Origin of the sequence: Marinobacter sp. MBR-99 (assembly GCF_040547575.1) — a bacterium.
GTDB lineage: Bacteria > Pseudomonadota > Gammaproteobacteria > Pseudomonadales > Oleiphilaceae > Marinobacter.
Window position 1 is genome coordinate 354380 of sequence record NZ_JBEPPY010000001.1, and the last position, 24086, is coordinate 378465.

A 24086-nucleotide genomic window follows, 5' to 3' on the forward strand; every position below is an offset into this window, starting at 1 on the left:
TACGATTCAGGATATTCCCAAAAAACGATAGCCCACGCCAGGCTCTGTCTGAATATAGCACTGTTCCGTTGGATCATCCCCCAGTTTTTGTCTGAGTCTCCCGATTAGAATTCTGAGATAGTGAGTGTCGCTGGTATGGGTTGGCCCCCAAATGTCTTTCAGCAGCTGAGACTGTGTCACAATTTTCCCGGACGCCAGCAGCAACACTTTGAGGACAGCGAATTCTTTCGGCGTCAATTTCACCGGCTCTCCATCAACCAGAATCTGCCGCATTGGGAGGTCGATGTGCAGAGCTCCAACGTCAAAAATGGCTGACATCCCGGAAGCCGATGGGTGATCCCCTTTATTGTAGCTCCGCAACTGTGTCCGAACCCGGGCAAGTAACTCATCAACACCAAAGGGTTTGGTAACGTAATCATTGGCTCCAAGGTCAAGGGCTTGAACCTTCTCCTGCTCTCTGTCGCGCACTGAAAGCACAATGACCGGTACCGATGACCACTCCCTCAAACCTGCAAGCACCTCCGAGCCATCCATATCCGGAAGACCCAGATCCAGAATCACCAGATCCGGTGAGTACCTCGCACAAAGCCCCAGTCCGGTTTCACCATTCTCCGCTTCAAGCAGTTCATAACCATCGGTTTTTAAACTGATACGCAGGAAATGGCGAATCTGCGACTCGTCATCAATAATCAGAATGCAGGGTTTTTCCCGGTCTCGGGTTAAAACAGTCATTAACTCGGCTCCCGACTGGCGTCTTCGCCCGGTGATTCTATCAGGGGTAGCGCAATCTGAATGGTAGCGCCGCAGTCATTTGGGCCGGCCATCGCCTGAATACGCCCGCCATGGGCAGCGACCATACCATGACAAATGGCCAGGCCAAGACCGCTCCCATGAGGGCCCCGATCGCCTTCGCCTCCAGTAAAAAACATATCAAACACCTGGCTCCGTTGACCTTCGGGTATACCCGGGCCCTGGTCTGAAATGTTAACGACCAGTTCACCTGCCTCTTTGTGGGCGGAGATCGTGAGCAACGAGCCGTCTGGCGCAAACTTCGCGGCGTTCTCAAGCACATTGACCAATGCCTGTTCAATGAGCGCCGGATGCACGAAAAGCAGCGGCAGGCCCTCTTCTATGTTTCGCTCGATACGAACTTTCGACATCAGATTTCTCGTGCGTCTGAGCGCTGAGGATAGAATATCGGTGAAATCGATCCAGTCCCTTTCAATCTTGAGCGTGCCGTGACCCAGTTTGGTCATGTCCAAGAGGTTGCGGATGTAGCGATCCAGACGTTCGCCCTCATCAAGCACGGCGTCCAGAAGACTATCGCGATCCTGATCTGAAAGTCGGTCAAACATGGATTTCAACGTGCTGGCAGAACCAATCATTGAAGAGAGCGGTGTTCTCAAGTCGTGGGAGATGGATGAGAGTAGGGCGGAGCGCAACCGCTCGGTCTCCTCCGCCACCCGTGATGCTGACAAGTTCGCAGCCAAGCGGGTGCGAAACCAGGCCAGTCCCAGTTGATGCACATATACGTTAATGGCCAGGCCCCGATAGTACTCCGGGGCCATGTCGTCGACTCGAAAACCGAGTACGCCGTATACCTCGCCGTCGGCTTCAATCGGTTCAAAGCGCCATGGAAGGCTGTTTAGCGTGTCAGAAAAAGCGCCACTGGGTTTGGCGTTCCGGATGGCCCAGTCGATGGCAGAGCGGGCTGCATCGTTTAACGAATGCGAGGGCCCTCCCCGGACAACCGTTTCAAGCGCATCGTTCTCAGGACTTCGCTGCACTATCACAACAGGGAGCCCTAGCTGGCCATAAAGTGCTTCCACCGCTTCGGTCTGGACCGAGGTGATGTCCGGTGCTGAGGCAAGGCGACGGGTGAATTGCAAATGGGCATCCATAAGGTCATTCGAGGCTCGAAGCATCTGAACCTGATCTCGCAACCGCCCTGCCAGGTTGCCTCCAATAACCGCAATAATCAGGAAGAAAACCACCGTGAGCAGTTCGTCCGTATTGGACATCTGAAAGGTCAATCTGGGATCGGTGAAGAAAAAGTTATAAGTCAGAAAGCTCACAGCCGCTGTGAACAGAGCAGGGCGGATACCCGTTCTGGCAGCAACCCACAGCACGGACGTCAGAAATACAAGAGACAGATTGCCCAGAGGAAGAACATTTTGCAGCCCCATGGCAATGGCTGTTGCCGCGCCTACGCTGCCGACTGCCCAGGCATAATCACTCCGTTTGACCGGTTGGCCGGCCGTTTCAAGCAGCCGTCGACGTTGTTTTCTGGGCACCGGTATAAACGTGACCTCAAAGGCTTCTGCGTGTTTCAGTAACGCGCGACTGGTGGATTTCTGGAAATGCCACCAGCGATTATGGGAGCGCCCGAGTATCAATGTCGTGACGTTTTGATCTTTGGCAAACGCCAGGATTTCTTCCGCCACGTCGTATCCGCGAAGGGTTCTGACCTCTGCACCCAAGCGGGAAGCCAGATCAAACACTTTTTCCAGCCGTTGGCGTTCGTCAGCGCCTGCCCGGCCGTTGTCGACATTGACAACGGTCCAGGGTGCTTTCCGACGCTCAGCGAGCCGCCTCGCTGCCCGAACAAGTGTTTCACCCTGTCCGGAGCCGTCCACCGCAACCAGCATACGGGATCGGATGTGCCAGGGGCCTTCGATGCCTCTCGACTGCATGGTTTCCCGAACGTCGGCATCCAGTCGTTCGGCAATAGCCTGAACGGCAAGCTCCCTCAGCGCAGACAAATTGGAGGGTGAGAAATAACCGTCCATAGCTGCGCGGGCCTGCTCTGGGACATAAACCTTGCCCTGTTTCAGTCGCTCCAGAAGTTCTGAAGGGGTGAGGTCAACCAGCACAATGTCCCTGGCACGTTCCAGAATAGAATCCGGGACGGTTTCCCGCATTCGGACACCAGTGATACTCGCCACCACATCCGACAGGCTTTCCAGATGCTGGATATTAATCGCAGTCCAGACGGTAATTCCCTGGTCCAGCAGCTCTTCAATATCCTGGTAACGACGCGAGTGCCTGGTACCCGGAATATTTCGGTGGGCGAGTTCGTCTACCAACAGAACATCCGGCTTTCGCTTCAGGGCTGCATCGACATCGAACTCCATGAATTGCTTGCCGGCATATTCGATCTCTTTGGCCGAAAGCTGCTCAAGCCCTTGGCACAGTGCAAGCGTATCGGAGCGCCCGTGGGTCTCAGCGACTCCAATCACAACATCCACCCCTTGACGCTTCAGCTCATGGGCCGCCTGAAGCATCTGGTAAGTTTTCCCCACGCCCGGAGCTGCCCCCAGAAAGACTTTCAGCCCACCTGGGGAATCACGCTCCTGAGTTTTCAGGAGCGCATCCGGGTTAGGGCGATTCGGGTCGCCGTGATTCAATCGTTTGACTCCTTGCCATCCAGTGCCAGGTTGATCAGCAAAACGTTAACCCGTCGTTGCCCGAAAACACCGAGTGCGGGGCCTTCAGTGTATTGTGCGATCAGGTCATTTATCTGGGAAACCGGAATGTTTCGGGCCCTTGCTATCCGCTCAGCCTGTACAATCGCAGATTCCGGTGAGATATGCGGGTCTATTCCAGAGCCCGAGGCCGCAAGCAGATCCACCGGGATCATATCAGGATCAACAGCTTCTCTCTGAGCAATATGTGCTGAGTCTTCGGCAACACGGGCACGCAAGTCAGGGTTGCTGGCCGCATAGTTGGAACCGCCGACGGAAAACGGATCGTATGCCGCTGCTGAAGGACGGCCATGGAAGTATTCAGGGGCTTTAAACATTTGTCCAACCCATTCTGACCCTACCACGGTGTCGTCGATGATAATCATGCTCCCCAAGGCTTGATGGGGAAACATCACCTTGCCAGCGGTTGTGACCAGCAGAGGATATAGCCCACCGCAAAGCAGGATAAAAACAATGGCCGTCCTGGCAGCAGAAAGCCAGGATGCAGACTGCGTTACGGTTACAGAGTTTGATTCAGTCATGATGTTGGTCTCCTCAGATAACCACGGTGAGCATAAGGTCCAGTGCCTTGATCGCCACAAACGGCAACAACAGTCCACCCAGTCCAAAGATCAGAAGGTTACGGCGCAGCAACTGGGTTGCGCTCGCCGGCGAAAATTGAATCCCCTTAAGCGCGAACGGTATCAGGGCGGGTATGATCAGGGCGTTGAAAATGGTTGCTGCCAGAACTGCGCTCATCGGATTCGAGAGGTTGAGAATGTTGAGCGCATCCAGCGCCGGCAGGCTGGTCACGAACAGAGCCGGCAGAATGGCGAAATACTTGGCCACATCGTTAGCCAGGGAGAAGGTAGTTAGTGAACCTCGGGTAATAAGCAGTTGCTTGCCGATCTCCACCACCTGAAGCAGTTTGCCAGGGTCGGAATCCAGATCCACCATGTTGCCGGCTTCACGGGCGGCCTGGGTACCGGAGTTCATGGCGAGCCCCAGGTCGGCCTGCGCCAGGGCAGGCGCATCGTTGGTGCCGTCGCCCATCATGGCGACCATGCGCCCCTCTGCCTGCTCCCTGCGGATGATATCCAGCTTTTGCTCCGGCGTGGCCTCGGCGATGAAATCGTCAACGCCAGCTTCCGCTGCAATGGCGGCGGCCGTTACCGGGTTATCGCCCGTGATCATCACCGTTTTGACGCCCATTTCCCGCAACTTGGCGAAACGCTCTTTGATACCGGATTTAATAACATCCGAAAGCGCAATAACGCCGAGTACGCGATTACCCTCCGCCACCACCAGCGGGGTCGCACCGTTCTTGGCAACCCGATCCACCAGGCGGTCGGTATCCTGAGGATAGTGCCCTCCATTCTCGGTCACGAATTTGCGAATCGCATCCGTTGCACCTTTTCGGAGTCTACGACCATCCGGCAAATCCACGCCGGACATTCGGGTGTTGGCGGAAAACTCAATGAACTCGGTGCCCTCAGAAGCTTCAGCGTCTGAGCCTTTGTCCCGGGCCAGGGCAACCACAGATTTGCCCTCCGGGGTAGGATCCGCCAGGGAAGTCAGTAATGCTGCGTCTCTCAACGTGCCTGGTGCGATGCCCTGAACGGCATCAAAAGCGGTGGCTTTGCGGTCACCCAGTGTGATGGTTCCGGTTTTATCGAGCAAGAGGGTATCAATGGAGCCTGCCACTTCAACGGCCTTACCAGACTTGGCAATCACATTGGCGCGCATGGCCCGGTCCATGCCGGCAATACCGATGGCGGGCAGTAGCCCTCCGATAGTCGTCGGAATAAGGCACACGAGCAGCGCGACTAACACGGAATAGGACGGTGTAGCGCCAACAAACCCACCAAAGGGCACCAGTGTGACCACCACGATCAGGAACACCAGGGTCATGGCAGCCAGTAGAACCGAAAGCGCCAGCTCGCTCGGTGTTTTCTGCCGCTTAGCGCCTTCAACCAGTGCGATCATACGGTCCAGTAGTGAGTTACCGGGGTCTACGGTCACCTCAACGACAATCTCATCAGAGAGTACTTTTGTGCCAGCACTGACACCGCTGTTATCTGTACGCGCCTCTCGGAGTACAGGAGCCGATTCACCGGTCACTGCGGACTCGTTGATGGTCGCGGCGCCGGTAACGATTTCGCCATCGGCAGGGATCAGCTCGTTGGGCTTGACCAGCACGCGATCGCCACGGCGCAGGTCGGTTGCCGGCAATTCTCTGTACTGTTTGCCGTCCAGCTTGCGGGCTTTCAGATCCTTTCTTGTCGCCCTGAGTGCACCAGCCTGGGCCTTGCCACGTGCTTCGGCGACGGATTCTGCGCCGTTAGCAAACAGCACTGTAAACAGCAAAATGGCACAAATGGAGAAATCAAGTCCTGCGGGTTCTCCTTGTATCATGTTGGTAAGGCCCAGAAGGAAGGTAACCAAGGTGCCAATACCGACGACCATCATCACCGGATTGCGGGCCAGATCCTTCGGCGACAGGCGCCTGATTGACTCGCTGACAACGCTACCCAGGTCAAGCGAATCCGTCATTTTCGGGGTTTTATTGGACATCGTCGTTCTCCAATCAGGATATCAGAGCCAGGGCTTCGGCGATCGGGCCGAGAATCAGCACCGGCATAAAGCTCAACAGGGTAAACATCACAATCACCGCCAGGGTCATCAGGCCGAAGGTTGGCGTATCAATGCTCAGGCTGCCCCGACCCTCAGGAGCGGAACGTTTGGCGGCCAGTGACGCAGCAATCGCCAGGGGGGCCAGGATGGGAATGAAACGACCAAGTGCAAGGTTGACTGCACAGGTTACGTTCCACCAGACGCTATCATCCCCAAGGCCCTCAAAACCGGAGCCGTTATTGGCAAACGCTGAGGTGTACTCGTAAATGACTTGACTGAGCCCGTGGAAGCCAGGATTGGAGTGGCCTGTGAGTGCTGGGAACGCCACTGTGACGGCGCTGAAACCGAGGATCAGCAGGGGCTGAATCAACAGGGCGATACAGACCAGCTTCATTTCCCGGGTTTCCAGGGCTTTACCGGCAATTTCCGGTGCCCGCCCAATCATCAGTGAGCCAAGGAACGCGGCAAGCAGCAGGAACAGAAGGTAACCAATCAGTCCGACACCAATGCCGCCAAAAGTTACGTTGATGAACATGTCGATCATCGGGATCATGCCACCAATGGGATTAAAACTGTCGTGCATGCCGTTCACGGAGCCGTTTGAGGTTTGCGTGGTCCAGCTTCCCCAAAGAGCGGTTGCGGTTGCACCAAACCGCACCTCTTTGCCCTCAAGATTGGGACCATCAGCAGCCAGCCCTGAGAAGGCGGCGTTAGACTGATTCTCAGACCAGATGGTGACCGACGTGAGCGACACGGACATCACCACCATTACCCCCATCACTACTATGGCCAGACGGCGACGGCTGGTCATAAAACCAAGAGCAAAGACCAGAGCGGCGGGAATCAGGACAATGGACACTGTCTGAACAAAGTTGCTTAGCGGAGTCGGGTTTTCCAGCGGCACGCTGGAATTGGGACCGTACCAGCCCCCTCCATTGGTGCCGACTTGCTTGATCGCGACCATCGGAGCGACCGGCCCGATGGGGATATGCTGTTCAGCCATCCCGGCTGTCTGGTCCAGTGGAATGGCAGTGCGTGCACCTTCATAGCTATTGGGAACACCCTGAGAGGCTAATATCAGTGCAATAACAACAGCGACAGGGAGCATAATCCGCACCACAGCGCGGGTGATATCCTCATGGAAATTGCCCACCGAAACCGGACCGTCATCGAGCATCTGTGATTTTTTATCGCCGCGCCCAAGCAGTGTGCGGACAATGGCGACCAGAGCAGCCATACCGGCGGCCGGCGTGACTACCTGAAGTGTCACAATACCGAAGGTATGGGCCAGGTAACTCAGCTGAGCCTGCCCGGAATAATGCTGCTGGTTGGTATTGGTCAGGAACGATACAGCAGTGTGCAAGGCAAGGTCCCAGCTCATGCCATGGATACCATCCGGGTTCATGAACAGAAAACCCTGTGCCATCAGCAGCCCGAATACGATAAGCACCAGAACAAGATGCAGTTTAAGCAGGGCTTTCCCGTAGCCCTGCCAGCTCATGGGTTGTGAGGGATCAACGCCGAACAGTCGATAGAGTCCGTTTTCGACGGGTAGGAAAACAGCGCCGGCTGTTCCTTTTGCGCCGCTGAAAACGCCGGCAATGTACTTGCCCAAAGGCCACGCCAACAGAAGCGTGACCGCATAGATGATAATGACCTCGTTCACAGCCGCTCCTCCAGATCAATGAACAGGAAACACAGGCCAAACAGCCCCAGAATGATGCCAACGCCGATCAGTGCCATGGTCAGAACCTCTCGGGCCAGAGCAGGGCAGCGATCAGGTAGGCGCCAACTGCGAGGGATAGAATCAAAAGGAAAGTAGACACGCTCATACTCCTTTGGTGAGTGTGTCTTTATGGTGCTGGGGCAGGCCGTAAAAATTCGATGACCAAATCCGCAGGAGAGCGTAAAAAGTTCGTTAAAAAGATGGAGGAATGGCGAACCGAAGCCGCCGGTTAACCAACCGGAAACTCCGTTTGCGCATAACGGACACGGGATTTCCGACGCACGGTCAGGGTGTAACCGAGGGTCAGGGGGCCTAAGCGTCCAATCAGCATCACGGCCATAATGACCAACTGGCCGGCAGTGCCGAGTTCGCCGGTGGTCCCCCTGGAGAGCCCAACGGTACCGAACGCGGAGACCACTTCGAAGGCAATATTGAGGAAGTCATCCTCAACCAGAATGCTCAGGGAAATCACACCCAGAAAGACAACGGCCATCCCGATGGTGGTTGTGGCCAATGCCTTGAGAACCGTTTCACGGCTCAGGGAGCGCTTGAAGAAGCTCACGTTCAGGTTGCCGCGAAGAAATGAACGCGTTGCCGCTATCAGAATGACAAAGGTGGAGATCTTGATGCCACTGGCTGTAGAGTTCGGGGCGCCACCTATGAACATCAATAACAGCATCAGCACACTGGTTCCGGCCGTCAGCGCTCCAATATCCAGAGTGTTGAAGCCTGCTGTTCTGGGGGTCACACCCTGGAACCAGGCGGCCAGGAGTTTGTCCCAGAAGGTGTCTAACGCTCCAAGCGTGGCTGGGTTACCAAACTCCAGGAGTAAAATTGCGCCCGTGGCAATGAGGTTGAGGAGCAGGGTGGCCAGAAGTATGACTTTGACGTAGACCGACAGCCGTGACCAGCAGCGTTTGTCAATTAGCTCCATGATCACAATGTAGCCCAGGCCGCCAGTGATAAACAGGGCCGTCACGGACAGGCTGATACCCGTGTGATTGACGTAGCCAGACAGGCTGTCCGGTGCCAGGGCAAACCCGGCATTATTGAACGCAGAAATGGTGTAGAACAGCGCCTGATAGAGGCCTTCCGACCAACCCAGCTCCGGCACAAAAAAGAGGCCAAGCAACACAACACCGATGGCTTCTGCCGTCAACGCAAATACCGCTATCGACCCACCGGCCCGCCTGGCGGTCTGGAGCGAGATCTCATTGAACGCTTCCTGAGCAACCAGCTGGTGCTCCAGGCGCAGTTTGAATCCGAGGGCGAGGGCGGTCAGAACCGCAAAGGTCATCAACCCCAGACCGCCAAGCTGAATCAGGGCTAGTATCACCAATTGCCCGAACAGGGTGTACTGACTACCGGTATCGACCACCACAAGACCCGTAACCGTGACCGCCGAAGTTGCTGTAAACGCGGCTTCCATCCAGGTGACGGGTTCAACAGAGGCAAACGGAAGCTTCAGCAAACAAGCCCCCAGTGCAATCAGCACCAGAAACGTCTCAAGCAGAAGTCGGGGAGGGTTGATGCCCCGTTTGCCAGATGTCATGCGTGTGTCTCGATGTGACACCAGATCCAGGAAATGGATTTTCATAGACGGTTAACCAGGTCCCTCAGATCTTCAAGCTGACCGCCAAGAACGATCCTGTCTCCTTTTCGAATCGTCCAGGCATGATCCGGATGTGGGTGTGCCTCCCTCATGCGCTTAACGACAAGGGCTTCGACAGGTTCCCCATCGATGACTTCCCCAATGGTTTTACCAGACAGGTCATCTGTCGCGTGGAAGTCGACGATGAAATAGTCGTCATCAAGTCCCAGGTAGTCGTGCACCATCGGATAGTTAAGCTCCTGGGAGATCCGGACGCCCATTTCGTATTCCGGTGCTATGATTCTGTTCGCTCCAAGTCTTTCCAGAATTCGATGATGCTGGTTGGTAAGCGCCTTGGCCCAGACCTTCTGTATACCCAGTTCCCGGAGTTGCAGTGTGGCGAGCATGGTCGCTTCAACATTTCGCCCAATGGCCACAACCGCAGCGTCATAGCTGCCTGCATTTAATTCAATAAGGGCATTTTCGTCGGTGACGTCCGCGATCACCGCATGAGTGATTTCGTCCGCCAAGCGGTCAACCCGATGTTCGTCCATATCAATACCAAGGACTTCATGCCCAAGGCGGGTCAACTCTCGAGCGATGGTTCCTCCGAATACGCCGAGGCCAATCACGATAAACTGTTGTTTTTCAATCATGGGTACCAATCCGGTATCAATGCGTTGGCTTGAAATTCTCAGTGGAATCTTCTCACGAAGCCGTCGCCGTCGCCCAGAAATGCCGTAAAAATACCGTAAAAATTATCTGTTGATCGTCCTAAACTGACCGAAGATGTGGTCTCCTTATGCCGCCTGATGAGCATCCGGTTCAGGGCATGGTTTTCAAGAAATGAAATTCTTTATTGATACCCATATGAAGCCGGAATTACTCTATGCGGGTTTTCTAACCTATGCTCATCAACGGGAGCCGTCATCGGCGGTGTAGTGGCAATAATGATACGTGAACGGTTTGGGCGATCCTGATGCTGGCTCTGCTAAATATCCTCCCGGTTATTCAGATATTGGGTTTCCTGTTGATTCTGCTGAGCTTTCTGATGACGCTGCCAGTGAATCTTCTGATGTTTGCCGATACACCGGATTGGCTCGCCTTCGTGAAATCCGCCAGTATCTGTTGCGCTGTTGGCCTGGTTTGTTTTTTTGGCGCAGGCAGAAAACGCCGATATGCCCTGAAGCAGAGGCAGATGTTCATACTTACGGTATCGGCCTGGATTTTCATTCCGCTGTTCTCAAGCCTTCCTTTGTTGTTGAGTGACCTTGAGCTGAGTGTTACGGACGCCTTTTTCGAAAGCATCTCCGGTGTAACCACTACAGGATCGACAGTCATGAGCGGGCTAGACGCACTCCCGGGCGACATTCTGCTCTGGCGGTCCATTATGCAGTGGATGGGAGGTATCGGCATTATAGGGATGGCTGTTGCGATTCTGCCTTTTTTGCGAATCGGTGGTATGAGGCTGTTCGCTACGGAGTCGTCCGAGTGGACCGAAAAAGCCGTACCGCGCACAAACCGCTTGGCGAGAGGTCTGGTAGTCAGCTATCTGGCACTAACGTTTGGATGTGTTGTTACCTACTGGGCATTGGGTATGGATCTTTTCAACGCAGTGAACCATGCTCTGACCACCGTATCTACTGGTGGCTATTCGACCTCCGACAGTTCCATGGGCCAGTTTGATCAACTTTCGATACTGTTTGCAGCGAGCATTTTTATGATGCTTGGTGGCATTCCTTTTTTCCTGTTTGTCAGACTCCTGAATGGCCAGGTGCAGCCACTGCTTCGTGATCAACAAATTCATTTTTTTCTGAAGTTCCTGGTTCTGATCGCCACTATTATTGCGGCGTATCGCATCTGGAACGACGGAACCTTTCCGTTAGATGCATTTGTTCATGCCTTGTTCAATGTGACCTCCGTGGTGACCACTACGGGGTATGCGTCTCAGGATTATTCACTGTGGGGGCCTCTGGTGGTCGTCCTGTTCTTCTTTCTCACCTTTGTGGGTGGCTGTTCCGGTTCGACCAGCGGCGGAATGAAAATCTTCCGCTTTCAGCTATCCATGTTGCTACTGAGAGAGCAAGTCTTGAGATTGCTTCATCCAAGGGCGGTTATCGCAAGACATTACAACGGGCGAATCATTAGTGATGAAATAGTGGCGTCCAGCGTAGCCTTTTCTTTTATATTTCTGGCAACGTTAGCGGTAGTGGCAGCAATTCTTGCTGCTCTCGGGCTGGACCTGGTAACCAGCTTGACAGGGGCGGCGACGGCACTGGCAAACGTAGGGCCAGGGCTTGGAGACACCATTGGGCCGGCGGGAAACTTTCAACCATTACCGGATGCGGCCAAATGGGTTCTGATGGTCGCCATGCTTTTGGGAAGGCTTGAATTGCTCAGCGTCTTCGTTATGTTTTCACCGCAGTTTTGGAGGAGCTAGGGCTCAATTGGGTAACCACGGAGGCATCCAGCTCTGCTTGGAAGCCATCCCGCCGCCCCGGTGCCGGAGACCTGAGATGCAACGTCATTCCAGCGCCTTCGGCAATTGCAACGGCTATTGCAAGGCCCAGGCCCGTGCCCATGGCGCCAGTCATACCTCGGGCAAACCGGTTTCGTAAAAGCGCGAGCTGATCCGGTTGGACCACGTCACCAGCATTGCAAACGCTTAAAACGCCTTTACCGTTCAAGCTGACCTCCACAGGCTCACATTGGGAGCCATGCTTAAGCGCATTCTCAATCAGGTTACGTACCAGAATGGCGAAGGCATCGGGATCAAGGAAGGCGTTCACCTCATGCTCCGGTAGTGACAGAACAATTCGTCCGGGTGCCTGATCCTCAAAATCCTGAACCATCATCGCGACTACCGGCACAAGATCATGTTGATGGTGTGACAGAGCGCTTCCTCCTTCTGCTTTCGCCAGTTCCAATAGTTTCCCGGACAGCACCGATAGATTGCGCAAGGCCTCTTCAACATCCGAAACATCATTCTTCACTTGATCATCGGAAATCCGTGCCTTCAGTCTCTGAACCTTTGCCAGCGCTGTTGCGAGTGGCGTGCGCAATTCATGGGCGCTGTTGGCGGTAAAACTCCGTTCTGATTCAAGTGCGCGGCGCAATCGCTCGAGCAGCCGGTTGACAGCAACCGCGATTGGTTCAAATTCACTTGGCAACTGATTTTCTGCAACGGGGGAAAGGTCTCCAACACCGCGGCATTCGATGTCCTGCTGAAAAGTGACCACCTTGCGCAGGGAAAACCGGACGATCCACCAGACACCCAACAGACTAACCGGAATCAGCACCATTAGAGGCAAGAGCAAAGCTAATCCAGCCTCCAGGGCGGCTTCACGCCTGTGCGCGAGGGGTTCCGCTATTTCAAGATAGATCGTTTCGCTGACCGCCGACACTCCGTAGAGCCGGTGTGTCGGCGTATCAGAAAACCCTTCTCTGGGTGTGGTACCAAACACTTCAGGACTGGCATCGTGGGAGCGCAGCAGGAGGTTGCCCTGTTTGTCCCGTACCAGGTAAGTCAGATATTCATCATGGTTCTTCAGGGCGGGGAGCCGTTGGGTTTGGATACCGTTCTCCCGGTTCAGAATATCGGTGACGGCCAGTGGCAGCAGGCGCTGGGCGGTTTCTTCCAGGGCGCTATCGAATACCTCGTTCATTTCGTGCTGCGCCACCAGTCCCGAAGCGACAACGCCAAGCAGCCAGAGCAGGGTGACGCCCAGCGTGAGGCCAATACCGAGTGTTTTCTGTAAGCTGGTTCTAGTGGCCATGTGTTTCCAGGCGATAGCCCATCCCTCTGACGGTTACGATGGCATCCCGCCCAAGTTTTTTGCGTAGTCGGCTGATGTAAACCTCGATGGTGTTACTCTCCACCTCGGCCCCGAAAGCGTAAAGACGATCCTCCAGTTGTGATCGCGTTAACAGCATTCCAGGGCGTTGGATAAAGCCTTCGAACAGCGCCCACTCCCGGGCAGTAAGTTCTACCGGCAGCCCATTTCGATGGATATGATGATCGCGAAGATCAACCTCCAGATCGCCTACCTGTATAACCGGGCTGGGATCACCCCGATACCGGCGGGCGACGGCAGCAACACGGGCTGACAGCTCGGTAAGATCAAAGGGTTTTATCAAATAGTCGTCGGCGCCGGCATTCAGTCCCTCGATCCGGTCAGACACCTGATCTCTGGCAGTAAGAATGATCACAGGTGTTGTCTTTCCGGTCGCCCTGAGTTTTCGCAAGAACCCTAAGCCATGTCCATCGGGGAGCATCAGGTCCAGCAAAATCAGATCATAAGCTGTGGTCTGAACACTTGCCTCGGCGAATCTCAGGGTTTGCACCCAGTCCAATGCGTGGCCGTTGTCCGTAATCTGATCCCGGACCGCCTCACCCAATCCCACCGTATCCTCCACCAATAGTACCCGCATCACTCACCTCTGACCCAGCCCTGGAATCAAGATACTACAGCTCAAACCTGACAACAGCCTGAATGGTCAATAACGCTTCGATCTTTCTTCACCGACCTTCAGCTGGCTGTCAGGTTTGGACGCTAGCCTTCGAGGGAGTATTCCAGGCGCCGATCGCAGGAGATGTGATGATGCAGGTGATTGTTCCTTTCGTTGTGCTGGTTTCAGGCCTATGGGCGTGGAACCTCTTTGCAGGTCCCGGGGCCGGTTCTGCCTGGGCAGTGTATGACCAGAGCCTGCTGCTCAGCGGGCTGTTATCCATTGCTCTGATGTCACTGACCATGATGCTGGCGCTGCGCCCAGCCTGGCTGGAGAGACCGCTGGGCGGGCTGGATCAGATCTATCGGACCCACAAATGGGCGGGCATTCTGGCCGTGGTATTCGCGGCAGTCCACTGGCTGATTGAAATGGGTGATGACGTTATAGAGTCGATTTTCGGAAAGGCCGGCAAGCTGCACGATCAGGATTATTCCGGTTTCATCGACACTATGCGCGATGCTGCGGAAGAGGTAGGGGAGTTCGCCGTTTATCTGCTGTTCGCCATGCTGTTGATCACTTTGTGGCGCAAGTTCCCCTACAAATACTGGCGCTATCTGCATCGCGGCATGCCGGCGCTTTATCTGTTGCTCGCCTTCCATGCGGCGTGGCTTACTCCGTTGCAATGGTGGCAGCAGCCAATCGGTGTGCTGATGGCCATTTTGCTCTTTGGCGGCAGCATCGCCAGCGGGCTATCCCTGGCCGGCAGAATTGGCCGTCGTCGGCAGGTTCGCGGCACGGTCACCGCGATCAAAACACCGGATCAGGATGTTACCGAAATTACCTGCCACATGGGGCCGGCATGGCGCGGTCACCGTGCGGGGCAATTTGCCTTTGTGACCTTCAACCGGATAGAGGGCGCGCACCCGTTCACGATTGCCAGTGCCGATCGGGAGAATGGCACTGTTACCTTCATCATTAAATCGCTCGGCGACTTCACCCGCAATCTGAGCCAAAAAATCAGAGTGGGGCAAACCGTAAAAATAGAAGGCCCCTATGGCTGTTTTAACTTTGATCGTCGCAATCGCAAGTCCCACCAGATCTGGATAGCCGGTGGCATCGGGATTACGCCGTTCCTGGCCTGGCTCGAAGCCCTCAGCAGCGCTCCCACCGCCACCGTGCCTGACGCCGACCTTCATTACTGCACGCGCAACGCCAGTCAGGATCCCATGGTGGATCGACTCCGGGAGCTTTGCAGTGACTTTCCCGGTATTCATCTCTTAATTCATGACAGTAGCAAGGGGCAGGCGTTGTCAACACAGAAGCTGTCAACCAGTGACCGCTCGGCGGCAAAAGCGGAAGTGTGGTTCTGCGGCCCGGCAGGACTGGGGCAAGCCATCCGGAAAAGCTTGCGCACAGCACCGTTCCGCCTGGCGCGTTTCCATAAAGAGGCCTTCCAGTTTCGTTGATAGTGGCGGGCTTGTTCAGGTTGTTGTCAGGTTGGCTCCGTAGAGTGAAGGTGCCGAAACCAGCAGGAGATACATTATGAAAACAACATCTATTGTTCTGAGCCTTTCTTTATTGCTACTGAGCGGTGCCGCACTGGCCGACGATGACTGCGATGACCCGGTGGCGAGTTGGCAGCCCCGTGAAAATCTTCGTGAAAAGCTGGAAGCCGAAGGCTGGACAGTGCACCGCATCAAAGTTGATGACGGCTGCTATGAAGTTAAGGGCTTTGATTCCAACGGGGTAAGAGCAGAGGCCACTTTCGCTCCCAGCACGTTAATCATGATGAAGTGGGAGCGGGAAGACGATGATGACGGTGATGCCCGATACCACGGTGACCGGTCGGTCAAGAAAGCTCAGACCAACGCCGAAGTGCAGGCACCACGCAATGGCATCGTCACGGGTCGTCCCACGGTAAGCGTCGAGTAACCAATCGATTTCGTTGCGCTTTGTTTTTGCTCTGATCAGCTCTTTAGGAGACAGTGTATGAATAAGTTTGTTCTGGCTTTCAGTCTATTTACCGCCCTGGCTGTCCCTGCTTTCGCTCAGGCACGTAACGTGACCATCACCACGGAGTTGCAGAACTACGGCGGTGATGGCGCCTATCTGGCTCTGTACCTCACAGATGCCGCCGGCGCGTACCAGGGCACCCTCTGGGTTTCCGGAAAAAAATCCAAGTACTACAAACATTTGGGTGGCTGGGCCCGTGGCAGCAAGCTTGACCCGGCTGAATACGATGGGCTTACCGGTGCCAGCGTCACCAGTGGCCGCACGTTGAAAATCACTTTAAACCTCGATGATTCGCTGATCGACAACGGCTATGAGCTTAGGATCGACACTGCCGTGGAGAACATGCGCGATATCAGGGCTGATGTCGTAGCGCCCCTGACCACGAAAGGATCCGGGACGCCGGTTTCCGGGCGCGGTTATGTGCGCGCTCTTACCTACGAGCTTCAATAAGCTATCGGGAGCCCAGGTCAAGATGCGCACGTTCCACAGTTTAACGGGTTTACTTGCAGGTTTGTTCCTGATCGTTCTCTCGGTCACAGGTGCCGTGTTGGCTCTGGCACCAGCGATGGATAGAGTCTCAGCGATTATTCCTGCTACCGGGGAGGTCAGTGTTGCCGAGCTCGCTGATCGTGTAGTGGCCCATTACCCACAGACCGAGCAGATCGTGCGAGCCTCTTCCGGTAATGTCATCGTCTACTACAGTCGAGATGGCCGGGCCGGTGCGGACCTGATTGATCCGCTGACAGGTGAGGGTATTGCACCTTACCAGCCATCGGCTTTTTTTGGCTGGATCAAGGACCTGCACCGCGCGTTTATGTTGGGTGATCCCGGAAGAGCGCTGGCCGGAACACTCGCTGTTTTCATGCTTTTTCTGTGCATTTCAGGCGTGTTTTTGCTGGCACGCAGTACCGGCGGCTGGAAGCACTTATTCATGCCGATTTCCGGCTCTGGCAGCAAACCGATTCATGCCGAACTGGCCCGTTTTACCGTGCTTGGCCTGTTATTATCGGCTCTGACCGGCACCTATATGTCGGCCCAGCGCTTTGGTTTGATGCCTGAAGCGCTCGACACAGGGCCAAGATTCCCGGCCGAGGTCTCCGGTGGGCATCCGGCCCCGGTTGGTTCGCTGGATGCGCTAGGTCGGGTTGATCTAGGCGAACTCCGGGAACTGGTCTTTCCTTATCCGGATGACCCACAGGATGTCTATTCCCTGACAACAGACGGAGGTTCTGGTTTTGTGGACCAGGCAACGGGCGAGTTGCTGCAGTACCAGTCGCGCTCTGACTGCAGCGCATTGCAGCACTGGATTATTCGTTTGCACACCGGTGAAGGCCTGTGGTGGTTGGGCCTGGTTCTTGGTGCGGCGGCACTGACTGTGCCAGTTCTCTCGGTAACGGGCGCAACCATCTGGTGGCAGCGTCGCCGGCGCTCAGGACGACTTCCTGAAAATGCCGAGCCAGCTCAGGCGGATACAATTATCCTGGTCGGCTCAGAAGGAAATGCCACCTGGGGATTTGCCCGGGAACTCCATAGCAGCCTGAATAAAGCGGGGTTCCGTGTGCATTGCAGCGAGATGAACACCCTGGCTGAGAAGTATCCGCAGGCTTCCAGGCTTTTCGTGCTGACTTCGACATACGGCGATGGTGATGCACCCGCATCGGCCCGGCGGTTTATGGCCAAGCTTGTTGATTTCCGTGCTGCGAAGCATCTGCGATACGCGGTTCTGGGTTTTGGTGACCGGCAGTTTCCGAACTTCTGTCAGTTTGCCTTGGCGGTGGATGCTGCGCTCGCCGGTAAAGGCATGAGCCGTTTGCACGCCATTGAGCTGATTGATCGGTGTTCTGCATCGCAATTCAGTGAGTGGGGAAACCGGGTTGGTGAGCTCATCGGTACGCCGCTTTTCCTGGACTACAGAGCGTTGCAGCCTGCTACGGTAAAGCTGGAACTGGTAGAACGGGCGGATTACGGGATTGCGGTGCAGGCGCCAACCAGTATCTTCCGGTTCAGGCCGACGGAGCAGGGCGGATGGCTACCGATTTTTCCGGGAAGGTTAAAAAAGCTGCCGCCCTTCGAGGCGGGAGACCTGATTGGGGTTATGCCTCCAAACGGTCAAGCCCCGCGCTTCTACTCGCTCGCGTCCTCAGCCAGTAACGGTATTGTTGAGATATGCGTTCGCAAGCAGGCCGGCGGTCTATGCTCGGGGTATTTGCATGACCTGAAGCCGGGAGATTGTATCCATGGCTTCATCCGCCCCAATCCAGGCTTTAGGCCAGCTGCGGGTAGTCGACCAGTTATTCTTATCGGTGCAGGTGCCGGCATTGGTCCTTTAACCGGTTTCATCAGAAACAATACCAGTTGCAACCCTATGTATCTGTACTGGGGCGGCCGGGATTCCAGATCGGATTTTCTCTACCAACCCGAACTCCAACGCTACCTTGAGGATCGTCGACTGAGCGGTCTGAACACCGCCTTCTCGAGAGCAGACGAGCGCGCCTACGTGCAGGATACGCTCAGACAAGATGAACTGGCGGTACGGCAGATGGTTAACACAGGAGCGCAGATACTGGTCTGTGGTGGCCGGGATATGGCTGCGGCCGTGCGGCACGTCATAGAGGACATTCTCAAACCGTTGCACATTGATGTTGAAACGCTGAGAGGCCAGGGGCGTTATCTTGAAGATGTGTATTGATGGACAAAGCGCCAAGACCAAACTGAGCCTATAATCCCAAAGCACCGCATAACGCCCCAATAGGAGGCTGAAACGTGCCATCCAGAGAAAAGGAAAGACTGCTCAGCGAGCACCAGCCAAATGCCGTTCGTGCACGGCTTATGGGGCCCATCAAGGCATCGACATTACCAGACGCTGTGCTTGGCGGCATCGACGGCTGTGTCACAACTTTTGCAGTTGTATCGGGTGCCTTCGGCGCAGGGTTTTCGCCACAAGTCGCGCTGGTGCTCGGCTTTGCGAATTTGATTGCAGACGGGTTTAGCATGGCGGTAAGCAATTACGAAGCGGGCCAGGCGAAGTTGAACCAGATCAAATTTGCTGAACGCACAGAACGTAAACATATCAATGCGGTGCCAGAAGGTGAACGCGAGGAACTTCGCCAACTGTTTCAGGCAAAGGGATTCAACGGCGAATTACTGGAGCAAGTTGTAGAGGCCATTAGTCGTAATCCCGATGTGTGGGTAGCAACCATGTTGCGAGAAGAGTACGGACTTTCGGGTGCCGGACTTAGCCCACGCCGAGCCGCGCTGACAACGTTCGCCGCATTTTTGTCGGTCGGTGCTTTACCATTACTGCCTTATGCAATCCCAGGTCTGGAGAGTCAGATTCAGTTCCTGACCAGTCTTGGTTTAGCAGGAGTCGTCTTCCTTGGCATCGGAATGCTTAAAAGTATCGTCTATGGCTTACCAGCAATGCGATCAGGACTCCGGACTTTGATCATGGGTACGGCCGCAGCGGGCCTGGCATTTGCTACTGGGCATTTTGCGCAAAGGTTATTGGGAGGTTAGGTCTTCGGCAGTGAATACTGCATTTAACATAATATACATTATGCGCAGTACTTGCGGTCACTCCAGCTTAGCTTTCGGCTCTATCGCAGATGGTGATCTTGGCCGCCCGTCAGTTTTGGGTATCGCTCTGCCCGGTTGTCAAGATGATGTCTGTGGACCAATCACCAAAGACTTCAGGTCGATATCCGGATCCCTCAGTATTTCAGGATTAATTTTCCTACGTTGTTGAACGAGTGTCTTGCCAACCATAAAAGCTATGGGCAGATTGATCGCGTCAACAGCAATGAGATGACTTTCCCGCAAATAGAACACCGCAAATCCCTTATCCTCTCCGGGACTGCCCCGAACCACACGCTGATCATGGCCCTGGGATAAACCCACCATCTGCAGACGCACGTCATACTGGTTCGACCAGAACCATGGAGCACTATTATAGGGTTTCTCCTCGCCCATCAGGGTCGCCGCCGCCGTCCGGGCCTGATCAACCGCGTTGGAGACAGACTCAAGGCGTTGCATCTTCTCAAAGAAAAGATTCCGGTGGCGGGTGCAGTCGCCGATCGCCAGAATGGCGGGATCTTCTGTGCGGGTAAACTCGTCAACAATAATACCGTCGTCACATGGGAGGTCTGCGGCCTCTGCCAGGGATGTTTCAGGCACAACACCAACTGAAACGAGCACGATGTCGGCCGGTACAGTGCCGCCGTCCGCCAATGTCACGCCAGCCACACGGCCCTGATCGCCCGCTTCGAAACCGGTTACCGCCGTGTTCAGGCGCAGATCCACGCCGGCATTGCTGTGTTTCGCGTAAAAGAACTCCGACATTTCCGGGCCTGTCACACGCTGCATAAGACGCCCCGCTGCTTCCAGCACCGTGACGTTAACGCCTTTTTTGGTGGCACTGGCAGCCACTTCAAGGCCAATGTAACCACCACCCACGATGACCAGGCGCTTCCCCGGAAGTAATTCTTCACGCAGGGCATCCGAGTCAGCTATGTCGTGCAGATAATAAATGCCCTTTAAGTCCGCTCCGGGTGCGTTCAGGGTTCGGACATGTGACCCCGTGGCCAGGACCAGTCGGTCATATTTCAATGTACTCTGGTCCGACAAACTGATGGTCTTGTTGTCCCGGTCAATTTGTTCGGCACGCACACCTAGCCGCAAATGATGACCAGCGTTCTCGTACACTGAGAGCGGCTTCAGGTACAGCGATTCCCGATCAATCTCTCCTGCCAGGTAGTTCTTGGACAGGGGCGGCCGCTGATAGGGTGGATGTGGTTCTTCGCCCACCAAAATTACCTCATGCTGGTAGTTCTTTTGCATCAAGGTGGTCATGAGCGCACCTGCTGCGTGCCCGCCTCCAACGATGACTGTCGTCTCTTTATGTTTGTTTGCCATAGTCTGCTTTTGTCTATCGTTTTTTGGGAACCAGATTGATTATCAGCGGGCTTCTTTTTTATCTTTCGGTGTCAGTTTGACCATCACCTCGGAATAGCCCCGCACGAAGTTGGACTGCACTCGCTTGGGCTCCTCGACGACTTCGATGTTGTCAAAGCGTTTGAGTATTTCTTCCCAGAGAATGCGCAATTGCAATTCCGCCAGACGATTGCCCATGCAACGGTGAACACCATAGCCAAACGACATATGGTTCCGCGCGTCCTTGCGATCGATAATGAAATGATCAGGGTTATCGAATTTGCGTTCGTCCCGGTTGCCTGATGCATACCACATGACAACACGATCGCCCTTTTTGATGGTCTGGCCGCCCAGCTCAACATCTTGCTTGGCGATTCGACGCATGTAGGCCAGAGGCGTTTGCCAGCGGATGATTTCCGAGACCATGTTCGGAATCAATTCCGGTTTTGCCTTCAGTTTTTTGAATTCTTCCGGGAATTGGTTCATGGCCACCAGGCCACCACTCATCGAGTTGCGAGTGGTATCATTGCCACCAATGATGAGCAACGTCAGGTTGCCGATAAACTCCATCGGGCGATTGATCAGATCTTTCGTGTCTTCGTTGCTCTGTAGTAGGCTGATCAAATCGAAACCGGGCTCTTCGCCTGCTGCGCGGCGCGCCTCTTTATCCCGCCAGAGCTTGGAGAAGGACCGGGCCATGTCAGCCGCGTCATCAAACATGATTGACTCATCGGCATACTCGCCACCGGTTGCCGATGCGGCACCGGCCATTCGATCCGACCACTCAACCAGTTTGTGGCGCTCCTCGTAAGGGAAATCCAGAAGGGTAGCGAGCATGCGGCCGGTGAGTTCCTTGGATACAACCGGCACCCAGTTAAAGGGTTTGTCCAGAGGCAGGCTATCAAGTACATCGCCGGTACGCGATCGGATCAGGCTCTCCATTTCCTTCAGGTTCTTAGGTGCCACCACTCCCTGCACTGAGCTACGCTGCACATCGTGTTTTGGCGGATCCATCGCTATGAACATTTCCACCGACAGCCCCTCTGGGGGGTCACCCAGAATGATCTGCGGCTCGGCGGAAAACAGGTCGTGACTCTTATCCACAAACAGGATGTCGTCATAGCGAGTCACAGACCAGAAGGGGCCGAAGGGGCTGTTCTTCTGGTAATGAACCGGAGCTTCATCACGCAACCGCTTGAAATAGGGTAGCCACTGACCCTGCCGATATAAAAAGGGGTTGCTGACATCGATGTCTTCCAGCGAAAGCGTAGAAACGTCTGGAATGGGTTTTTCAACGAATTCAGTCATCGGCCGACGCGGGCCGAAGATTGCCTTCTTGGCACTCATTAAATGTTTCAGCCCTTGGATTTGTCTGTGCATCGGCACCACCTTGGCGGTGGCATTAATCATTCGGGCCTGAAGATCGTCAAACGTTCCGGACTGTGTGGACATGTGTCCTCCTGTACCTACATCTGAAATTCGGGTAAACGAACGGTCATGCCGTCCATTTCATCAGTAACGACAATCTGGCAGCTAAGGCGCGAAGTGCCCGTCCGCTCAGGTGTCATTGACAGCATTTGCTCTTCGTCATCACCAGGCGTACCTGTCTTTCTGAACCAATCGTCAGAGACGATGACGTGACATGTACCACAGGCACACTCTCCCCCACAGTCCCCGTCAATTCCGGGAATTGCGTTGTCAACGGCAATTTGCATTACCGAACAACCAGCTTTGAATTTAACGACATGTTCAGTCTGATCATGTTCTATAAAAGTAATCGTGCCCAATCTTGTTCTCCTTCCAGTATCGTTTAGTAACATACTAGCTATCTGCCGACACTCCTGGCAGGTCATTTCTTGACATCCAGAGGTCATTTAAAGACAAAATGATGGTAGTTCATGATGAGGATGATCAACGATGACTACGCAGAAGACGGGTTGCGTACATAAACCTGCGGCCGACATTCCATCGAATTATTCACGGCTAATTGCCCGTGAGCTGGATTTAACCGCCAAACAACTGCCACGTCTGCTGCAGGGTACTGGACTTGGAATTACGCAATTTCTGACCGAGGATAGCTTGCTTACGGTTGCGCAGCAGGTACGGGTTCTGCGCAACGCTCTGGATCTATCAGGCCAGCCTGACTTAGGGTTACGGCTCGGCAAGCGACTAACCCCGGCAACCCACGGAGCGATGGGGTTTGTAGCATACAGCAGCCCAGACCTTCATACTGCACTGCAGGCCATTCACACATTCCTGCCTACGCGCGCGCGCTTCATCCGATTGTATTTGCAGCAAGTCGACGAACGCCTGGAATGTATTCTGGACTTCCGAGAGCCGCTGGACGAAGATATACAACGGTGCATCTCGGAAGCGTTGGTCAAGGCACTTTTCGAATTTGGCGAGTTCATAGTTGGTCGCCCCTTGCATGACGCCGAAATATGCTTCGCGTATCCGAAGCCTGAATACCACTCGATATATCCAGACTTTTTGTCCGGGCAGATTCACTTTGACTGCGACCGGTTAAAACTGACGTTGCCAAAGGCGTTGTGCCGGGAACCGAATGCCTCCGCCGATCATGAAAGCTATCGCCTTGCTTTGCGGCAGTGTGAATCCATGCTTGCGCAACTTCGGCATGATAAGCCGACCTATCAGGCCCGACTGAAGAAGATGATGTTGTCCCGACCACCCGGAACGCTCAGTGAAGACGAAGCGGCGGCCTCTCTGTTCATCAGTAAACGCACTCTGGCGCGCAAACTCAGACAGGAGGGTACCAGTTTTGGAAAGATTCGCGACGAGATTCTGTCCCAGCAGGCTGCGAGCTACCTGCGTGACAGCCAATTGTCCATTGAGGCCATTGCTGCATTGATGAACTATTACGACAGTGCCAATTTCAGGCGCGCCTTCAAACGCTGGTTTGGCCAGCCACCGGAGCGATTCAGGTTAAACCCTGAATCAATGTGACTTCAACTGGCTGAAACTGTTATTAAAGCCTGTAATAACAGAGCGTTAACGGAGTCTGCCCGGCCCAACTCGACGCTGCCATGCGTCAGGTCCTTCAGGCCATGGCGCTGAGTGTTCGCCGAAAGCGGGTCAGAGCCAAGCCAAACAGGGTACTCCCGATAATGGCGATGGCCAGAAATTGCGGCCACACGGTGGCGAGGCCCGCGCCACGGTAGAGAATAGCCTGGGCCAGCATTACAAAGTGGGTGTTGGGCGCGGCGAGCATGATGTACTGGACGGCCTCCGGCATGCTCTCGCGCGGCGTCGAGCCCCCGGA

Annotated in this window: 21 protein-coding genes; 7 read left to right on the forward strand and 14 right to left on the reverse strand. The window is 54.8% G+C overall.

Annotated features, from left to right (window positions below; translation table 11 throughout):
* Positions 1-6: 6 nt before the first annotated feature.
* The 8 genes from ABIE59_RS01680 to ABIE59_RS01715 form a co-directional block, all read right to left on the reverse strand.
* Entirely contained in the window at positions 7-732 is a 726-nt protein-coding gene (locus tag ABIE59_RS01680; protein WP_354443637.1) for a response regulator, read from the reverse strand.
* A complete protein-coding gene (locus ABIE59_RS01685) occupies positions 732-3407 on the reverse strand; it encodes a DUF4118 domain-containing protein (protein ID WP_354443639.1) in 2676 nt (891 codons plus the stop codon). The genes ABIE59_RS01680 and ABIE59_RS01685 overlap by 1 nt, the downstream gene beginning before the upstream one ends.
* Complete coding sequence (gene kdpC / locus ABIE59_RS01690) at positions 3404-4006, reverse strand: potassium-transporting ATPase subunit KdpC (RefSeq protein WP_354443641.1); 603 nt, start codon at positions 4004-4006, stop codon at positions 3404-3406. The genes ABIE59_RS01685 and kdpC overlap by 4 nt, the downstream gene beginning before the upstream one ends.
* A 13-nt stretch (positions 4007-4019) precedes the next feature.
* Complete coding sequence (gene kdpB / locus ABIE59_RS01695; RefSeq protein WP_354443643.1) at positions 4020-6038, reverse strand: potassium-transporting ATPase subunit KdpB; 2019 nt, start codon at positions 6036-6038, stop codon at positions 4020-4022.
* Between the two features lie 13 nt (positions 6039-6051).
* Positions 6052-7764: a potassium-transporting ATPase subunit KdpA gene (gene kdpA, locus ABIE59_RS01700; protein WP_354443645.1), complete on the reverse strand. Its 1713-nt coding sequence runs from the start codon at positions 7762-7764 to the stop codon at positions 6052-6054.
* A 79-nt stretch (positions 7765-7843) separates the two neighbouring features.
* A complete protein-coding gene (gene kdpF / locus ABIE59_RS01705) occupies positions 7844-7930 on the reverse strand; it encodes a K(+)-transporting ATPase subunit F (RefSeq protein ID WP_354443703.1) in 87 nt (28 codons plus the stop codon).
* 123 nt (positions 7931-8053) lie between these two features.
* Positions 8054-9421 (reverse strand): TrkH family potassium uptake protein, encoded by a 1368-nt coding sequence (locus ABIE59_RS01710; protein WP_354443647.1) that lies wholly within the window; start codon positions 9419-9421, stop codon positions 8054-8056.
* On the reverse strand, positions 9418-10071 hold the full coding sequence (locus tag ABIE59_RS01715; RefSeq protein ID WP_354443649.1) for a potassium channel family protein: 654 nt from the start codon (positions 10069-10071) through the stop codon (positions 9418-9420). The genes ABIE59_RS01710 and ABIE59_RS01715 overlap by 4 nt, the downstream gene beginning before the upstream one ends.
* 323 nt (positions 10072-10394) lie before the next feature.
* On the opposite strand from ABIE59_RS01715, the gene ABIE59_RS01720 reads away from it, so the two are divergent.
* On the forward strand, positions 10395-11855 hold the full coding sequence (locus ABIE59_RS01720) for a TrkH family potassium uptake protein (protein WP_354443651.1): 1461 nt from the start codon (positions 10395-10397) through the stop codon (positions 11853-11855).
* Here the strand turns inward: ABIE59_RS01720 and ABIE59_RS01725 are convergent.
* Together ABIE59_RS01725 and ABIE59_RS01730 are read right to left on the reverse strand one after the other, a co-directional pair.
* A complete protein-coding gene (locus ABIE59_RS01725) occupies positions 11824-13191 on the reverse strand; it encodes a sensor histidine kinase (RefSeq protein WP_354443653.1) in 1368 nt (455 codons plus the stop codon). The genes ABIE59_RS01720 and ABIE59_RS01725 overlap by 32 nt on opposite strands.
* Positions 13181-13846: a response regulator gene (locus tag ABIE59_RS01730; protein WP_354443655.1), complete on the reverse strand. Its 666-nt coding sequence runs from the start codon at positions 13844-13846 to the stop codon at positions 13181-13183. The genes ABIE59_RS01725 and ABIE59_RS01730 overlap by 11 nt, the downstream gene beginning before the upstream one ends.
* 167 nt (positions 13847-14013) lie before the next feature.
* Here ABIE59_RS01730 and ABIE59_RS01735 point away from each other — a divergent pair, with 167 nt between their 5' ends.
* The 5 genes from ABIE59_RS01735 (at position 14014) to ABIE59_RS01755 (ending at position 19393) form a co-directional block, all read left to right on the forward strand.
* Positions 14014-15330 (forward strand): ferredoxin reductase family protein, encoded by a 1317-nt coding sequence (locus ABIE59_RS01735; RefSeq protein WP_354443657.1) that lies wholly within the window; start codon positions 14014-14016, stop codon positions 15328-15330.
* 76 nt (positions 15331-15406) lie between these two features.
* A complete protein-coding gene (locus ABIE59_RS01740) occupies positions 15407-15796 on the forward strand; it encodes a PepSY domain-containing protein (protein WP_354443659.1) in 390 nt (129 codons plus the stop codon).
* Positions 15797-15853: 57 nt separating this feature from the next.
* Complete coding sequence (locus ABIE59_RS01745; RefSeq protein ID WP_354443661.1) at positions 15854-16327, forward strand: DUF2271 domain-containing protein; 474 nt, start codon at positions 15854-15856, stop codon at positions 16325-16327.
* A gap of 22 nt (positions 16328-16349) precedes the next feature.
* Positions 16350-18566, forward strand: a complete 2217-nt coding sequence (locus ABIE59_RS01750; protein WP_354443663.1) for a PepSY domain-containing protein — start codon at positions 16350-16352, stop codon at positions 18564-18566.
* Between the two features lie 74 nt (positions 18567-18640).
* Positions 18641-19393, forward strand: coding sequence for a VIT1/CCC1 transporter family protein (locus ABIE59_RS01755; protein WP_354443665.1), 753 nt, complete (start codon positions 18641-18643; stop codon positions 19391-19393).
* A gap of 138 nt (positions 19394-19531) precedes the next feature.
* Here the strand turns inward: ABIE59_RS01755 and ABIE59_RS01760 are convergent, their stop codons facing one another.
* The 3 genes from ABIE59_RS01760 to ABIE59_RS01770 are packed head-to-tail and all read right to left on the reverse strand — an operon-like array spanning position 19532 to position 22593.
* Entirely contained in the window at positions 19532-20788 is a 1257-nt protein-coding gene (locus tag ABIE59_RS01760) for an NAD(P)/FAD-dependent oxidoreductase (protein WP_354443667.1), read from the reverse strand.
* Between the two features lie 42 nt (positions 20789-20830).
* Positions 20831-22258 (reverse strand): cytochrome P450, encoded by a 1428-nt coding sequence (locus ABIE59_RS01765; protein WP_354443669.1) that lies wholly within the window; start codon positions 22256-22258, stop codon positions 20831-20833.
* Between the two features lie 14 nt (positions 22259-22272).
* Positions 22273-22593 carry a 2Fe-2S iron-sulfur cluster-binding protein gene (locus ABIE59_RS01770; RefSeq protein WP_354443671.1) on the reverse strand — a complete coding sequence of 107 codons (321 nt, stop codon included), beginning with the start codon at positions 22591-22593 and terminating at the stop codon, positions 22273-22275.
* 130 nt (positions 22594-22723) lie between these two features.
* Between ABIE59_RS01770 and cypR the strand changes: the two genes are divergently transcribed.
* Positions 22724-23770, forward strand: coding sequence for a transcriptional regulator CypR (cypR, locus tag ABIE59_RS01775; RefSeq protein WP_354443673.1), 1047 nt, complete (start codon positions 22724-22726; stop codon positions 23768-23770).
* Positions 23771-23864: 94 nt separating this feature from the next.
* Here cypR and ABIE59_RS01780 read toward each other — a convergent pair.
* Positions 23865-24086: ABC transporter permease (locus ABIE59_RS01780; protein WP_354443675.1), on the reverse strand; the 222-nt coding region annotated here is incomplete at its 5' end.

What these genes read in the sequence shown, in the direction of transcription:
- ABIE59_RS01680 (WP_354443637.1), bottom strand. Translation starts at nt 732, where the DNA reads ATGACTGTTTTAACCCGAGACCGGGAAAAACCCTGCATTCTGATTATT.
- kdpC (WP_354443641.1), bottom strand. Translation starts at nt 4,006, where the DNA reads ATGACTGAATCAAACTCTGTAACCGTAACGCAGTCTGCATCCTGGCTT.
- kdpB (WP_354443643.1), bottom strand. Translation starts at nt 6,038, where the DNA reads ATGTCCAATAAAACCCCGAAAATGACGGATTCGCTTGACCTGGGTAGC.
- kdpF (WP_354443703.1), bottom strand. Translation starts at nt 7,930, where the DNA reads ATGAGCGTGTCTACTTTCCTTTTGATTCTATCCCTCGCAGTTGGCGCC.
- ABIE59_RS01710 (WP_354443647.1), bottom strand. Translation starts at nt 9,421, where the DNA reads ATGAAAATCCATTTCCTGGATCTGGTGTCACATCGAGACACACGCATG.
- ABIE59_RS01715 (WP_354443649.1), bottom strand. Translation starts at nt 10,071, where the DNA reads ATGATTGAAAAACAACAGTTTATCGTGATTGGCCTCGGCGTATTCGGA.
- ABIE59_RS01720 (WP_354443651.1), top strand. Translation starts at nt 10,395, where the DNA reads ATGCTGGCTCTGCTAAATATCCTCCCGGTTATTCAGATATTGGGTTTC.
- ABIE59_RS01725 (WP_354443653.1), bottom strand. Translation starts at nt 13,191, where the DNA reads ATGGCCACTAGAACCAGCTTACAGAAAACACTCGGTATTGGCCTCACG.
- ABIE59_RS01730 (WP_354443655.1), bottom strand. Translation starts at nt 13,846, where the DNA reads ATGCGGGTACTATTGGTGGAGGATACGGTGGGATTGGGTGAGGCGGTC.
- ABIE59_RS01735 (WP_354443657.1), top strand. Translation starts at nt 14,014, where the DNA reads ATGATGCAGGTGATTGTTCCTTTCGTTGTGCTGGTTTCAGGCCTATGG.
- ABIE59_RS01740 (WP_354443659.1), top strand. Translation starts at nt 15,407, where the DNA reads ATGAAAACAACATCTATTGTTCTGAGCCTTTCTTTATTGCTACTGAGC.
- ABIE59_RS01745 (WP_354443661.1), top strand. Translation starts at nt 15,854, where the DNA reads ATGAATAAGTTTGTTCTGGCTTTCAGTCTATTTACCGCCCTGGCTGTC.
- ABIE59_RS01750 (WP_354443663.1), top strand. Translation starts at nt 16,350, where the DNA reads ATGCGCACGTTCCACAGTTTAACGGGTTTACTTGCAGGTTTGTTCCTG.
- ABIE59_RS01760 (WP_354443667.1), bottom strand. Translation starts at nt 20,788, where the DNA reads ATGGCAAACAAACATAAAGAGACGACAGTCATCGTTGGAGGCGGGCAC.
- ABIE59_RS01765 (WP_354443669.1), bottom strand. Translation starts at nt 22,258, where the DNA reads ATGTCCACACAGTCCGGAACGTTTGACGATCTTCAGGCCCGAATGATT.
- cypR (WP_354443673.1), top strand. Translation starts at nt 22,724, where the DNA reads ATGACTACGCAGAAGACGGGTTGCGTACATAAACCTGCGGCCGACATT.